Origin of the sequence: Mycolicibacterium xanthum (assembly GCF_019710635.1) — a bacterium.
In the GTDB taxonomy this organism is placed as follows: Bacteria; Actinomycetota; Actinomycetes; order Mycobacteriales; family Mycobacteriaceae; genus Mycobacterium; species Mycobacterium xanthum.
Window position 1 is genome coordinate 1 of sequence record NZ_JAIFZS010000003.1, and the last position, 14,062, is coordinate 14,062.

A 14,062-nucleotide genomic window follows, 5' to 3' on the forward strand; every position below is an offset into this window, starting at 1 on the left:
GGTCCCGGTGTAGTCCATGTAGTAGCGTTTGTCGTCGCCGACGAGGTGGTAGTAGGCGGCGTTGTCGATGCCCCGCATGGACAGCGTGGGGCCCAGGTGGTTGCCCTCGGCGGTGTGGTTGTAGACCACGTCGAGGATGACCTCGATGCCGGCCTCGTGCAGGGCGCGCACCATGGCCTTGAACTCCTGCACCTGCCCACCGGGGTTGGGGTTGGAGCTGTACTTGGCGTCGGGGGCGAAGAACGCGATGGTGTTGTAGCCCCAGTAGTTGGACAGGCCCTTCTCGATCAGCGTCGAGTCGTTGGCGAAATGGTGCACCGGCATCAGCTCGATCGCCGTGACGCCCAGTGCGGTCAGATGGTCGATGATCGCCGGGTGCGCCACCGCGGCGTAGGTGCCCCGGATCTGTTCCGGGATGTCGGGATGGGTCTTGGTCAGCCCCTTGACGTGAGCTTCGTAGATCACCGAGTCGGCGTACTCGTGTCGGGGCGGGCGGTCCACCCCCCAGTCGAAGTACGGGTTGATGACCACCGACTTGGGCATGCTGGACGCCGAGTCCTCGTCGTTGCGGCTGTCGGGGTCACCGAAGTCGTAGCCGAACAACGACTGGTTCCACGCGAAGTTGCCGTCGATCGCCTTGGAGTAGGGGTCCAGCAGAAGCTTGTTCGGGTTGCAGCGCACCCCGGCGCCCGGGTCGTAGCGGCCGTGCACCCGGTAGCCGTAGCGCTGTCCCGGTTCGATGTTGGGAATGAACCCGTGCCAGACGAACCCGTCCACCTCGGGCAGCGTCACCCTGGTCTCGACACCCTGGACGTCGAACAGGCACAACTCGACCTGCTCGGCGGCCTCGCTGAACAACGCGAAGTTGGTGCCCGAGCCGTCGTAGGTTGCCCCGAGGGGGTACGCCTTGCCGGGCCACAGCTCCAACGCCATGACGTTGCCCGGCGTGCTGGCGATCTCGGTCAAAGAACCCTCCTGAGGTATGGCGACGATACGGGATGCCCACCGGACGGGTGACGCAACCGTCGGGTGGGTCACAGTGTCAGGAGGTGACCTGCACCCCGGCCGCCTCGAGCGCGTCGACCGCATCGGCGCAGGTGGCCGGGGACACCCCGGCGGTCAGGTCGAGCAGGACCCTGGTGCGGAAGCCGTTCGCGGCGGCATCGGCGGCGGTCGCCTTCACGCAGTAATCGGTGGCGATGCCGACCACGTCGACGCTGTCCACACCGTGTGCCCGCAGCCAGTCGGCGAGCGGGGTGCCGTCGTCGGTTGCGCCCTCGAACCCGCTGTAGGCCGCAGCGTACCGGCCCTTCGTGAACACCGCCTCGATCGGCCCGGTGTCCAGGTCGGGGTGGAACTCCGCTCCCGTCGTGGACGCCACGCAGTGCGGCGGCCAGGAATCGGCGAAGTCGGGGTGGTCGGAGAAATGCGTGCCCGGGTCGATGTGGAAGTCCTTGGTCGCGACCACGTGGTCGTATCCCGGGTCGCCGGCGAGCAGGTCGTTGATGCCGCGGGCCACCGCCGCGCCGCCGCTGACCGCCAGCGAGCCGCCCTCGCAGAAGTCGTTCTGCACGTCGACGATGATGAGCGCGGTTTTCGAGCCAGTCACAGACCCACGGTATCGCCGCCGCGGTCCACCCGCTGGTGAGCCGTCAACAGTAGATGGTCGAAGGTGGCCCGGGGCGGCAACTCCTCCTCGTAGAGGAGTTCGCCGTAGTCGCTCAGCAACCGCTCGGCGAGCAGTCGCAGCTTGACGTTGGTCTCCTGGGAGCGCCAGCGCAGCAACTCGAACGCGGTGTCGGCGTTCACCCGGTAGATCAGCATCAGCATGCCCTTGACCTGCTCGATGACCGCCCGGTTCTCGTTGATCTCGGCCAGGGCAGCCGACATCATGGCCTTGTCCATCGCCTCGTTCGGCGTGACGTCGACGTAGAACCCGTGCGTGCCGACCAGCCGGCCCGACTCGTCGTTGAGCTGATCACCGACCACCACGACGTCGTGCACCTCGCCGGCCGTGTCGATGATCCGGTGCCGGGTGGAGAACGTGCGGTGGGTTCTGCGCATCTCGTCGAGGGTGGCAGCGACCTGCTGGTAGTCGTCGGGATGCTTGTGCGACAGCACCAGCGCGGTCGTCGGGGTGACCGTTCCGGGCTCGTAGCCGTGCAGGATCTGCACCTGCTCGGACCACTCCCAGTGCTCGTCGTCGAAGTAGAACCGGAACCAGCCCACGCGCTGGGGCGCCCCTCCGGCGAGCGCCCGTTCCAGAGAGTCTCCGCCGGCCACAGCAGCACACTAGCCTGCCCGCGCGGGCATCCACCCTGGGAACGCCGAGCTCGTGCAGCGGCCCGCGACTACCCGATTCCGGTCCGCCGACTACCCGAATTCGGCCAGGTTGTAGGTCAACGACGCGTACTGGACGCAAGATGTGTGCATGTCTGGGGGGATCGCGGTTGTCGAGTTGCGGGTGCACGGCGTGTCCGGTTCGCCGCCAGAGGCCGTGTTGAGCTGTCCGAAGGAGCTGCTCGTCCAGGTCCGGGGCGACAGGGATGCGGCGTTCTTCCGGCGGGTCGAGTGGGTCGAGGACGCCGCCGCCGGCCCGGCGAAGGACGGTCCTCGGCGGTTGATGGAGGCCTATTGGTGGGGCGGTTTGACCTCCCGCAAGGCGAGCCGGGCGTTGTGGCTGCTGTTGTTGCCGTTCAGCCTCATCAACCTCGCACACTGGATGCTGCTGCCCGCGGTGCACCCGCGGGCGGCCCGGTTGGTGGTCGCGACCCTGCGACTGCTCGCGCTGTCGTTCACGATGACGTTTCTAATGGCGTCGGCGGTGGCGGTGCTCGACGTCGCGGTGTGGCAGTGCGGCGCGGTCGAGTCCTGCAGCTCCGGTTGGGGGCCGTTGGCCTACCTGACCGGTCGCTCCGCCGGGTGCCGGCTGGCTGCCGGGGGGCTGGTGCTGGTCGTGATGATCCTGCTGCTGTGGCTGAGGGGTCGCGAGGAATCGGGTGGGCAGGTGCCCAAGGACAAGCTCGTACCGGATGCGGCGGTGCAATCGGGGGCGGGGTCACCGCTGGCCAACGACGGATTCTGGTGCCGCGACCCGTCGGTGCCGCTGATGCGGGCCTGCCACGTGACCGCGTGGGCGTCGGGGCTGGCGGCACTGCTGGCCGCGGTCCCGCTGCGCATCGGCACGGAGGGGGCGCTGCGCTTCCTTTACCTGGTGCTGCTGTGCCTCGGCGTGGCGATGTTGGTCGTGTCGGTGGCGGCCACGGGCTGGACCAGGGCGACCGGCCGGGGCGGTGATCAGTCCGACTTCGCCGCAGCCTGGCTGCCGGTGCTGCGGACCGCGGCGTTGGTCGTCCTCGGTGTCACGTGGTTCGCCGTCGCGGCCTGGCCCGGCGATGTGCCACCCGGCCGACCGTTTCTGCCCGTCCTGCACCTGGCCATCTACGTGCTGTTCGGCGTGCAGGCGCTGCTGTTTGCGGTGGTGTTCGTCGGTATGGCGGTGGCGATCGGCGGCCGGGTCGCGACGGCCGGCCGGGTGGCGACGGACGCCGCGTTGGGCGGGTACGCGGGACTGTTCGTGGCCCTGCTGGGGTGGTTGGTCGGCGGTGGGTTCAGCGTCGGCATCGGCATCCTGACGGCACAGATCCTGGGTACCGCGGTGTATTCGGTCGATGATGCGGGGAAGGCGCCGGGAAACGCCACGCCGCTGATCGTTCCGCAGGCCTACGTGTGGGCTGCGCTGGCCGGGACGATACTCGCGGTCGCGTTGGGGGTGGCCGCAGGGCTGATGTGGCGCAAGGCGGTCCGCGACACGGCGGCGTTCGTCGACGTGGCGCCCGACGCCGACCCGCCGGAGTCGGGGTTGCCGAAGGACACCCGTCGCAGGATCGCGCGGGCCCGGGCGTTGGCCGGCCTGCCCGATGTCGGTGCGAAGGTGCTGGCCGCGCTGGTCGCGCTCGCGGTGGTGATCATCATCGTCGCCACCCCGGTGCTGGTGTTCTGGCCGGCGGCGCGGCACTGGGTCGACGGCAAGTTTGGTCACGGCCCGGTGGTCGTCACCGTTCCGGTGATGTTCGTCGTGGTCCTGGTCGGTTTGGTGGCCTGGTCGCTGCGCAACCGCCAGGTCCGGCGCATGGTGGCCATTCTGTGGGATGTCATCACGTTCTGGCCCAGGGCGAATCATCCGCTCACCCCGCCCTCGTACGGCGGGCGCACCGTGTACGACCTGCGCATGCGAATGAGCGAGCTGACGAAACCCGTGGCGGGACGGGAAAATAAGGACAAGGTGGTGCTGGTCGCGCACAGCCAGGGCACGATCATCGCCGCGGCCACGCTGCTGCAGTGCACCGACGACTACGAGCAGTATCCGCTGCTGACCTTCGGCTCACCGCTGCGCCGGCTGTACGCGCGTTACTTCCCGGCCTACTTCGGCGGTGACACGCTCGCCACCGTCGTCCCGTTTCCGGCCGACGGGCGGCGACGCTGGATCAACCTGTGGGCGCGTACCGACCCGATCGGCGGGTGGGTGTTCGACGATTCGGTGCTCTTCGTCGCGGGTCCGGAGCAGATCGCACCCGAAGAAGCGCTGCAGTCGGTCGATGTGCGCATTCTCGATGTGCCCCAGGTCGATCCGGATCACGGGGACTTCGACATCGACGTGGACGGCCCGGTGTGCGGGCATTCGGGATTCTGGTGCCGGCCGGAGTACTACACCGCGATGGGGTTGCTGCAGTCCCTGGTGCTGCCGAAGGGGACGGCCATCGACCCCTCGGGCACGGCGCCGCCGACCGTGGAGGCGCTCTGACCGTGGAGGTGCTCTGACCGCGTTGACCGGCTGGCGCATGGCGGGTATCCAGGATGGACGGAGCCCACCAGACAAGGACGACGGCCGATGGGGATCGCGGCGCGGCAGCTTCGACAGCGCGACGGTACGACGTGCGGTCCCACGGTGGCCGTGGTGGCCGGGGCGCTACTGGACCCCACCTACCGGTCGGCGCTGACCGATACCGTCACCGGACGTGACTGGTTCGCGGCCGAACAGGCCCGGGTGCACGCTTCGGTGAACCGGGTCTGGCCGCGGATGTTGGGTACCACCCCGATGGGCATGGCACACGCCATCACCGTGCACGCCCGGGTCCGCGGGAGGCGCTACCGGTGGCGATCGTTCCGGGGCCGGCGCGACCGAATGGCTGACGTGCAGTCCGCCGTGCGGGCGGGTTGGCCGGTGGCGATGCTGATCGGTGCGGTCGTCCCGAGACACTGGGTCCTCATCGTCAAGGCAACTGGTGACGCGCTGCACTGCTACGAGCCGTCCTCGGGTGAGGTCCGCGTGGTCGATGTGGCGGACGTGCGAAACGCGCGACTGACTCCGCTGGGCTATCGACGGCCGTTCGCGTTCGTGCTGCCGAGGCCGTCGCCGCGGGCCGCCACGACGTGATCTCCCGGGTCGCGGGGCAGCGGTCAGGCTGTCTTCGGCCCGGCGTCCCCGCCAGCCTCGGCGATGCGGCGCTGCGCCTCGCCGACCGAAATTCGAAGCCGGCGTGCGAGCACCTCGGCCCACGGGGCGCCGGCGATCCCGCCCGGTGGTGCGCCCGCGACGATCCGGCCCAGCAGTCGGCGCTGCACCGACGCCAATCGTTTGTCCATCGCCTCGAGTCGTAACAGCAGGGCCCGTTGATCGCTCGGGCGAAGGGACTGCAACGGGAGGTGGGTCAGTCCCTCGAGGGCTTCGTCGGCGGCGTCGAGCACCGCCGACACATTGTTCGAACTCATGTTCGACAGCGTAGGCCTGGGCACCGACACGTCGATAGGCTGACCCCATGGCAACACGATTCGCCACCGCCGAGGTGGTGGCGCTGCCCGGACTCCTCGACTTCATCCGGCCGCGGCACCCTATGGTGCTCACCACCTTCCGGGCCGACGGATCGTTGCAGAGCTCGCCGGTGACCGGCGGGGTCGACGCCGAGGGGCGGATCGTGATCGCGAGCTATCCCCAGCGGGCGAAGTCGGCGAACATCCGCCGCCGGTCGCGCGCCAGCGTGGTGGTGCTCTCCGACGATTTCGACGGGCCCTACGTCCAGGTCGACGGCCCGGCGGAGGTCGTCGACCTGCCCGACGCCGTCGAACCGCTGGTGGAGTACTTCCGCGCCGTCGCCGGGGAACACCCCGACCTCGACGAGTACCGCAGGGCGATGGTGGACCAGGGCAAGTGCCTGATCAGGGTCACCCCACGGCGCTGGGGTCCGGTCGCGACCGGCGGTTTTCCACCGCATTGACGGCCGGCCCGCCCCGGCGCCGAACAGGACGGCAGCGGCCGATTGTGGTAGTCAGAGCTAGCGGACGCGTTGCGCCCGCTAGCACGTCAAACTATAGTCTGGACACATGTCCAGGAGGGTTCGGATTCCTTGCTCCACGTGGTTCGGCCAGCTCAGGGCTGCCTTTCATCCTGGACCGGCGCGGCTGAACGCCGCGCAGGACATGTGAGCTGAGCATGCGTATCGCCCTGCTGTCCTACCGGAGCAAGACCCATTGCGGGGGTCAGGGAGTCTATGTCCGGCACCTCAGCCGCGGACTGGTCGAACTCGGCCACGACGTGGAGGTGTTCTCCGGCCAGCCCTACCCGGGCGGGCTGGATCCCCGCGTGCGGCTGACCAAGGTGCCCAGCCTCGACCTCTATCGCGAGCCCGACCCGTTCCGGGTCCCGCGGCCCAACGAGATCAAGACCAGCATCGACCTTCGCGAGCTGCTGACGACGTGGACCGCGGGGTTCCCCGAGCCCAAGACGTTCAGCCTGCGGGTCGCCCGCCTGCTCGCCGAGCGACGCGACGACTTCGACGTCGTGCATGACAACCAGTGCCTCGGCACCGGTCTGCTGACCATCGCCGAGTCCGGGCTGCCGGTGGTGGCCACGGTGCACCATCCGATCACCCGCGACCGCGTGCTCGACGTGGCCGCCGCGAAATGGTGGCGCAAGCCGCTGGTGCGCCGGTGGTACGGCTTCGCCGAGATGCAGAAGGTGGTCGCCCGTCAGATTCCCGAGCTGATAACCGTGTCGTCGACGTCGGCGGCCGACATCGCCGAGGACTTCGGGGTCGGCGCCGATCAGCTCCACGTGGTGCCGCTGGGCGTGGACACCGCACTGTTCCAACCGTCGCCGCGCCGGGTGCGAAACCGCATCATCGCGATCGCCAGCGCCGATGTTCCGCTCAAGGGCGTCAGCCACCTGCTGCACGCCGTCGCCCGGCTGCGGGTGGAGCGCGATCTGGAACTGCAACTGGTGGCCAAGCTGGAGCCCAACGGGCCGACCGAGAAGCTGATCGCCGAGTTGGGGATCAGCGACATCGTGCACAGTTCCAGCGGGCTCAGCGATGCCGAGCTGGCCGATCTGCTGGCCTCGGCCGAGGTCGCCTGCATTCCCTCGCTCTACGAAGGCTTCTCGCTGCCCGCGGTCGAGGCGATGGCCAGTGGTACCCCGATCGTGGCGAGCCGGGCGGGCGCCCTGCCGGAGGTGGTGGGCACCGACGGTGAATGCGCGAGGTTGGTCACCCCCGCCGACGTGGAGGAGTTGACGACGGTGCTCGGCGAACTGCTGGACTCGCCACTGGAACTGCGCAGACTCGGCGCCAACGGGCGCCGCCGCGCGCTCGAGGTGTTCAGCTGGGAATCCGTTGCCGCACAGACTGTCGCGGTATACCGGCAGGCTTGTGAGCGGGTCGCCGCATGCTGACCGTGGACTTCGACCGGCTCGGGGTCGGGCCGGGAACCAAGGTCATCGACGTCGGCTGTGGCGCGGGCCGGCATACCTTCGAGGCGTTCCGTCGCGGTGCCGATGTCATCGGGTTCGACCAGAGCGCATCTGATCTCAACGACGTCGACGAGATCATGACCGCGATGAAGGACAAGGGTGAGGTGCCCGCGTCGGCCAGGGGTGAAGCGGTCAAGGGCGATGCGTTGGACCTGCCCTACGCCGGTGCCACCTTCGACTGCGTGATCGCCTCGGAGATCCTCGAGCACGTACCGGAGGACGAACGGGCCATCGCCGAGCTGGTTCGGGTTCTCAAACCCGGTGGGGCGCTGGCCATCACCGTTCCGCGTTGGCTGCCTGAGCGGGTCTGTTGGGCGCTGTCGGACGAGTACCACGCCAACGAGGGTGGTCACATCCGGATCTACCGCGCCGACGAACTCCGCGACAAGGTGCTGGCACACGGCCTCGAGCTGAGGCACACCCACCACGCACACGCGCTGCACTCGCCATACTGGTGGCTCAAATGTGCTGTCGGGATGAATAAGTCGGACCACCCGGCGGTCGCGGCCTATCACAAACTCCTGGTCTGGGACATGGTGAGCCAGCCCTGGCTCACCCGCACCGCGGAGTCGGCGCTCAACCCGTTGATCGGCAAGAGCGTCGCGCTGTACTTCCGGAAGCCCGTAGGCGCAGATGTCTGAGATCCCGGGAATCCCAGGCGTTTTCACGCCCGAGCAGTGCCTGCAGACGGCCGAGTCGATTGCCGCCATCCAGGAAGCCTCGGGTGCCATTCCGTGGTCGGAGGGTGGGCACACCGACCCGTGGGACCACATCGAGAACGCGATGGCACTGACCGTGGCCGGACTGCTCGAACCGGCGCGCGCAGCGTTCGAGTGGTCACGTCGCACCCAGCGCCCCGATGGCACCTGGCCGATCCAGGTGCGCAACGGCGTGATCGAGGATCCCAACAGCGACAGCAACTTCTGCGCCTACGTGGCCACCGGGGTGTGGCATCACGTGCTCGTCACCGGGGACCGCAGATTCGCCGAAGCCATGTGGCCGGTGGTGGCCAAGGCCATCGATTTCGTGCTCGAGCTTCAGTTCAGTACGGGTGAGATCGCCTGGGCCAGAAGCCCTTCCGGCATCTCCGAGGAGGCCTTGCTGACCGGCTGTGCGAGCATTCACCACAGCATCCGGTGTGCGCTGGCGCTGGCCGACTTCATCGAGGCCTCACAGCCGGAGTGGGAGGTGGCGGTGGGCCGGCTGGGCCATGCCATCGCGGAGCACCCCGAGTCGTTCGTCGTCAAGGACCGCTGGTCGATGGAGTGGTACTACCCGGTGCTCGGCGGTGCGCTACGGGGATCGCGGGCACGCGCCCGTATCGATGAGCGCTGGGACGACTTCGTGGTTCCCGGTCTGGGCATCCGGTGCGTGGACGACCGCCCATGGGTCACCGGCGCCGAGACCTGCGAGCTGGTGATGGCGCTGGAAGCGATCGGTGACCGGACACGGGCGCACGAGCAGTTCGCGGCCATGCACCATCTGCGCGAAGACGACGGCTCCTACTGGACGGGTCTGGTGTACGCCGACGGCAAGCGCTGGCCGGTGGAACGCACCACCTGGACGGGCGCGGCCGTCATCCTGGCCGCCGACGCGCTGACCTCGACGACGGCCGGCGCCGGCATCTTCCGCGGAACCGGCCTGCCGCGTGGTCTCGAGGGCGACTACGACTGCGAGTGCGCAGCCAGCGGGCGCTAGTTCGCGCCCAGCACGCCCGGGTGCCCCGCGGTCCGCTCCAGCACCCGCATCGAACCGGTGGCCCGGACCTCCCGGAAATCGCCGGTGTCCAGCGCGCGACGGTAGATGTGGAACGGCGCCTGGCCGCCGTCGGCGGGATCGGGGAACACGTCGTGGATCACCAGTGCGCCCCCGACGTCGACCCAGCGGGCCCAGCCGTCGAAGTCGCGGTTGGCCGCCTCCTCGGTGTGCCCGCCGTCGATGAACAAGAACCGCAACGGCGTTCCCCAGCCCCGGGCCACCACCGGAGAGCGCCCGACGACGGCGACCACGTGATCGTCGAGTGCCGCCGCGTCGAGGGTGTGCCGCAGCGTCGGCAGGGTGTCGAACAGGCCCGTGCTCGGATCCACCATCGTCTTGTCGTGGTACTCCCAGCCCACCTGGTGTTCCTCGGAGCCGTGGTGGTGATCGATCGTGTAGACCAGTCCACCGGTCTGCTGCGCGGCCGCGCCGAGCAGCACCGTCGACTTCCCGCAGTAGGTGCCGATCTCCACCCCGATACCGTCGCCCAGATAGCCCAGCGCGGTGTCGTAGAGCGCGCGCCCCTCGTCGGCCGGCATGAATCCGGTGACCCGTTCGGCGAGCTCGAACAACGCGGCGGCGGCCGGTGGCAACCCGGTCCCGGATCGACGGCTCGCCGTCGTGTCGGTATCGGATTGCCGGCCCGTCGTCGTGTCGTTCATCGGACCCAACTTACCGTTGCTGGCACCAGGTCGTTGTAGTAGCGTCCGGACATGTGTCCGATCCGGCTTTGGAGTCGACTCGGCGCCGTCTGACGGCCAGGCAGGCGGACACCGTGGACCGCCTGGGTCGGGCCGCGGTCGACCTGCTCAGTCGCGATGGGTTTGCCGGGCTGACCGTGCGCCGGGTGGCCGCCGAGGCCGGCGTGGGAGCCGCGACGGCCTACACCTACTTCTCGTCGAAGGAACATCTCGTCGCCGAGGTGTTCTGGCGCCGTCTCGCCGGATCGCCCGAGGTGGCCCACGAATCCGGTGACCCCGCGGCCCGTGTCACCGAGGTGCTCGGCCACATCTCGCTGTTGGTCGCCGACGAACCGGAGTTCGCAGGCGCGGTGACGACGGCGCTGCTGGGTAGGGATCCCGATGTGGAGGTGCTCCGCCAGCGCATCGGCCACGACATCAGGGAACGGCTGTCCGACGCGCTGGGCCCGGCCGTCGATCCCGACGTCATCGACGCGCTGGAGATGCTCTACTCCGGCGCGCTGGTGCGGGCCGGGATGGGCTACACGTCGTACCAGGAGATCGCGCAGAAGCTGGAGAAGTCCGCCCGGCTGATGCTGGGCTGCCTTTCAGTGCGGGCCGAGTAGCGCCGTCGCGGCCGTCACCGCCGGTTCGACGATGTCGTGTACGTCGCCGCCGTCCTCGACGTAGAGCGCGGTGAGCTCTCGTAGCCCGCCGAGCAGGATCAACGCCAGCGGTGGTGCGATGGGCGCCAGCCCGGCCCGCCGGAAACCCGCGCTGGTGGTGAGCTCGACCAGCATGTCGGTCAGGCTTCCCATCGCGTGGCGGTGCAGCGGGAGCGCGCCCGCACCGAGCCCGGGGGCCTCCCGGATCCAGCTGAGCGTGACGGCCAGCCGCGCCGCGATGTGATCGACGTAGGCGGTGGCGGCCTGCCGGATCTGGGTCCGCCAGTCGGCCTCGGCGTCGACGGCGGCCAGGATCGAGGCGATCAGGTCGTCGTTGTTGCGGCGCAGCAGTTCGATCAGGCACTCCTCCTTGCTGGCGAACTGCTCGTAGAAGGTCCGCTTGGAGGTGCGGGCGTGCCGGACGACGTCGGCGACGGTGGTGTCGCGGTAGCCGCGCTCCCCGATGGATGCGGCCAGGCCGTCCAGCAGCCGGGCCACCACCGCCGCTTCGGCGGCTGGTGGTCCGGCGGTCCGCTCGCTGCTAACCTGCACACCTCCTGCCACCCTTGCGCCACGCTGGTACCAAGCGGTACCGTACCGGACGGCGACAGCGGTACATGGCAGTACCAAACCCACCGGCGGCGGGAGAGTCCGATGAGCGAGACCACGATCGACGAGACCGGGATCGACGAGAGCACGATCGACACCGGGGCCGACGCGCGGCGGGCCGGCCCCGCCGAGCCGGATAGGTCCCCCGCGCAGGTGCGGTTGCCACCGGCGCCGCGGATCCCGCGGGCGCTGCAGGCGCTGGCCTTCTCGGCGTCGCGCAAGCGGACGATCGGGCAGCTGGTTCGCCGCTACGGCGAGGTCTTCACGATGAGACTTTCGGTGTTCGGCCACACCGTGATCGTCGCCGACCCGGCGCTGGCCAAGCAGCTGTTCATGGCCAACACCGACGACGTCGGGAACATCCAGCCCAACCTGTCGCGGGTGCTGGGGTCGGGTTCGGTGTTCGCCCTCGACGGTGCCGATCACCGGAGCAGGCGACGGCTGCTCACCCCGCCCTTCCACGGCAAGAGCATCAAGAACTACGAGACGATCTTCGAGGAGGAGACGCTGCGCGAGGCGGCCGGCTGGCCGGAGGGCGAGGCGTTCGAAACCCTCGAGCCGATGATGCGCATCACCCTCAACGCGATCCTGCGTTCGGTGTTCGGCGCGGACGGGGCACATCTGGACGACCTGCGCCGGATCATCCCGCCGTGGGTCACCCTCGGGTCCCGGCTGGCCGTGTTGCCGACGCCGCACCGCACGTATGGGCGATTCAGTCCGTGGGGACGGCTAGCGGCCTACCGGCGGCAATACGACGAGGTGATCGGTCGTCTCATCGACGCGGTGCAGGCCGATCCGAATCTCGACAACCGCGACGACGTGCTCGCGCTGCTGCTGCGCAGCACCTACGAGGACGGCTCGTCGATGTCGCGCCAGGACATCGGCGACGAGTTGCTCACGCTGTTGGCCGCCGGCCATGAGACCACCGCCGCGACGCTGGGCTGGGCCTTTGAGCGGATCAGCCGCCACCCCGAGGTGCTGGCCAGCCTCGCCGCGGAGGCCGACACCGACGGCAACGAGTACCGGCAGGCCACCATCCTGGAGGTTCAGCGGGTGCGCACGGTGATCGACTTCGCCGGTCGGCACGTCTACGCACCGACCTTCGAACTCGGGGAATGGGTCATCCCGCAGGGGTATTCGATCGTGGTGGCGATCAACCAACTGCACCGGCGGAGCCAGGACTTCCCCGACCCCGACCGGTTCGACCCGCAGCGCTTCATCGGGCAGCGGCCCAACACCTTCGCCCACATCCCCTTCGGCGGCGGCACCCGACGGTGCGTGGGGGCGGCGTTCGCCAACGTCGAAATGGATGTGGTGGTACGAACGGTGTTGCGCCACTTCGTGATCGACACGGCCACCGCGCCAGGGGAGAAGGTGCACCCCCGGGGAGTGGCCTACACCCCCCGGGACGGCGGCCGCGTCGTGATGCGCCGCCGCCGCTGAACCAGGCCACCACCGCGGTGCGGTGAACCAGGCCACCACCGCGGTGCGGTGAATCAGTCTTGGGCGCGGTGCGGTGAATCAGGCCACCACTGCGGTGCGGTGAATCAGACTTGCGTGCGCCTGGGCAGCTTCCAGCCGGACCGGGGGAAGTGGCAGGTGTACCCGTTGGGGTTGCGCAGCAGGTAATCCTGGTGCTCCGGCTCGGCCTCCCAGAAGTCGGGCGCCGGGCTGACCGCGGTCACCACCTTGCCGGGCCACAGCCCGGAGGCGTCGACATCGGCGATGGTGTCCAGGGCGACCCGGCGCTGCTCGTCGTCGACGTAGAAGATCTCCGAGCGGTAGCTGGTCCCTACGTCGTTGCCCTGCCGGTTGCGAGTAGTCGGATCGTGGATCTGGAAGAAGAACTCCAGCAGCGCCCGGTAGTCGGTCTCGGCCGGGTCGTAGACGATCTCCACCGCCTCGGCGTGGCCCGGGTGGTTGCGGTACGTCGGGTGGTCGTTCTGGCCGCCGGTGTAACCCACCCGGGTGGACACCACCCCGGGATGATTGCGGATCAGGTCCTGCATGCCCCAGAAGCAGCCACCGGCCAGTACGGCCCGCTGGTAGTCGCTCACGCCTCCTCCTTCACGAAAAGTCCCCTGTAATCTGCATACCCACTCTCCTCGAGGTCGTCGAGATGGATGAACCGCAGTGCCGCCGAGTTGATGCAGTAACGCAGGCCGCCACGCTCCCGGGGTCCGTCGTGGAAGACGTGTCCGAGATGACTGTCGGCGTGCGTGGAGCGCACCTCAGTGCGGATCATCAGGTGGGAGAAATCCCGCTTGGAGACGATGTTCTCGGTGCCGTCGGGCTCGAGGATCGGCCTGGTGAAACTCGGCCAGCCCGAACCGCTGTCGAACTTGTCGGTCGAGGCGAACAACGGCTCCCCGGAGACGATGTCGACGTAGATGCCCGGTTCGTGGTTGTCCCAGTACTCGCCGGTGAACGGACGCTCGGTGCCGTTGCGCTGGGTCACGTGATACTGCTCGGGCGACAGTGCACCGACCGCCGCCGGATTCTTCTGGTATTGGCGCGCCATAGTGCCCCTATAACCGCGTGGGCAG

Annotated in this window: 16 protein-coding genes; 8 read left to right on the plus strand and 8 right to left on the minus strand. The window is 68.9% G+C overall.

Features of this window, described 5'->3' with window-relative positions; genetic code table 11:
- The 3 genes from JDV09_RS02320 to JDV09_RS02330 all read right to left on the minus strand — a co-directional run.
- On the minus strand, positions 1-933 hold a 933-nt coding region (locus JDV09_RS02320; protein WP_255604745.1), incomplete at its 3' end, for an alpha-amylase family glycosyl hydrolase.
- A gap of 109 nt (positions 934-1,042) precedes the next feature.
- Positions 1,043-1,609 (minus strand): isochorismatase family protein, encoded by a 567-nt coding sequence (locus JDV09_RS02325; protein ID WP_221367511.1) that lies wholly within the window; start codon positions 1,607-1,609, stop codon positions 1,043-1,045.
- The gene (locus tag JDV09_RS02330) at positions 1,606-2,283 is read right to left on the minus strand and encodes a PAS and ANTAR domain-containing protein (RefSeq protein WP_221367512.1); all 678 of its coding nucleotides are present in this window, start codon (positions 2,281-2,283) and stop codon (positions 1,606-1,608) included. The genes JDV09_RS02325 and JDV09_RS02330 overlap by 4 nt, the downstream gene beginning before the upstream one ends.
- 148 nt (positions 2,284-2,431) lie before the next feature.
- Between JDV09_RS02330 and JDV09_RS02335 the strand changes: the two genes are divergently transcribed.
- Positions 2,432-4,804: a hypothetical protein gene (locus tag JDV09_RS02335; protein ID WP_221367513.1), complete on the plus strand. Its 2,373-nt coding sequence runs from the start codon at positions 2,432-2,434 to the stop codon at positions 4,802-4,804.
- Positions 4,805-4,891: 87 nt separating this feature from the next.
- On the plus strand, positions 4,892-5,437 hold the full coding sequence (locus JDV09_RS02340; protein ID WP_221367514.1) for a hypothetical protein: 546 nt from the start codon (positions 4,892-4,894) through the stop codon (positions 5,435-5,437).
- 23 nt (positions 5,438-5,460) lie between these two features.
- Here JDV09_RS02340 and JDV09_RS02345 read toward each other — a convergent pair whose 3' ends face one another.
- Entirely contained in the window at positions 5,461-5,772 is a 312-nt protein-coding gene (locus JDV09_RS02345) for a DUF222 domain-containing protein (protein ID WP_221367515.1), read from the minus strand.
- Positions 5,773-5,819: 47 nt separating this feature from the next.
- Here JDV09_RS02345 and JDV09_RS02350 point away from each other — a divergent pair, with 47 nt between their 5' ends.
- From JDV09_RS02350 to mmpH, 4 genes are all read left to right on the plus strand, one after another.
- The gene (locus JDV09_RS02350; protein WP_221367516.1) at positions 5,820-6,275 is read left to right on the plus strand and encodes a PPOX class F420-dependent oxidoreductase; all 456 of its coding nucleotides are present in this window, start codon (positions 5,820-5,822) and stop codon (positions 6,273-6,275) included.
- Between the two features lie 215 nt (positions 6,276-6,490).
- On the plus strand, positions 6,491-7,726 hold the full coding sequence (gene manT, locus JDV09_RS02355) for an MMP alpha-(1->4)-mannosyltransferase (RefSeq protein WP_221367517.1): 1,236 nt from the start codon (positions 6,491-6,493) through the stop codon (positions 7,724-7,726).
- Positions 7,720-8,445: a class I SAM-dependent methyltransferase gene (locus JDV09_RS02360; RefSeq protein WP_221367518.1), complete on the plus strand. Its 726-nt coding sequence runs from the start codon at positions 7,720-7,722 to the stop codon at positions 8,443-8,445. Before manT ends, JDV09_RS02360 begins: the two co-directional genes overlap by 7 nt.
- Complete coding sequence (gene mmpH, locus JDV09_RS02365; protein ID WP_221367519.1) at positions 8,438-9,502, plus strand: MMP endo-(1,4)-3-O-methyl-alpha-D-mannosidase; 1,065 nt, start codon at positions 8,438-8,440, stop codon at positions 9,500-9,502. The genes JDV09_RS02360 and mmpH overlap by 8 nt, the downstream gene beginning before the upstream one ends.
- Here mmpH and JDV09_RS02370 read toward each other — a convergent pair.
- Positions 9,499-10,224 carry a class I SAM-dependent methyltransferase gene (locus JDV09_RS02370; RefSeq protein ID WP_221367520.1) on the minus strand — a complete coding sequence of 242 codons (726 nt, stop codon included), beginning with the start codon at positions 10,222-10,224 and terminating at the stop codon, positions 9,499-9,501. The genes mmpH and JDV09_RS02370 overlap by 4 nt on opposite strands.
- A gap of 53 nt (positions 10,225-10,277) precedes the next feature.
- Between JDV09_RS02370 and JDV09_RS02375 the strand changes: the two genes are divergently transcribed.
- Complete coding sequence (locus tag JDV09_RS02375; RefSeq protein WP_221367521.1) at positions 10,278-10,868, plus strand: TetR/AcrR family transcriptional regulator; 591 nt, start codon at positions 10,278-10,280, stop codon at positions 10,866-10,868.
- Here JDV09_RS02375 and JDV09_RS02380 read toward each other — a convergent pair.
- The gene (locus JDV09_RS02380) at positions 10,851-11,459 is read right to left on the minus strand and encodes a TetR/AcrR family transcriptional regulator (protein ID WP_308123973.1); all 609 of its coding nucleotides are present in this window, start codon (positions 11,457-11,459) and stop codon (positions 10,851-10,853) included. The genes JDV09_RS02375 and JDV09_RS02380 overlap by 18 nt on opposite strands.
- Positions 11,460-11,561: 102 nt before the next feature.
- Between JDV09_RS02380 and JDV09_RS02385 the strand changes: the two genes are divergently transcribed.
- Positions 11,562-12,959, plus strand: a complete 1,398-nt coding sequence (locus tag JDV09_RS02385) for a cytochrome P450 (RefSeq protein WP_221367522.1) — start codon at positions 11,562-11,564, stop codon at positions 12,957-12,959.
- A gap of 104 nt (positions 12,960-13,063) precedes the next feature.
- On the opposite strand, the gene msrA is transcribed toward JDV09_RS02385, so the two are convergent.
- Together msrA and msrB are read right to left on the minus strand one after the other, a co-directional pair.
- Entirely contained in the window at positions 13,064-13,573 is a 510-nt protein-coding gene (msrA, locus tag JDV09_RS02390; RefSeq protein ID WP_221367523.1) for a peptide-methionine (S)-S-oxide reductase MsrA, read from the minus strand.
- Positions 13,570-14,037, minus strand: a complete 468-nt coding sequence (gene msrB, locus JDV09_RS02395) for a peptide-methionine (R)-S-oxide reductase MsrB (protein ID WP_221367524.1) — start codon at positions 14,035-14,037, stop codon at positions 13,570-13,572. The genes msrA and msrB overlap by 4 nt, the downstream gene beginning before the upstream one ends.
- Positions 14,038-14,062: the final 25 nt, after the last annotated feature.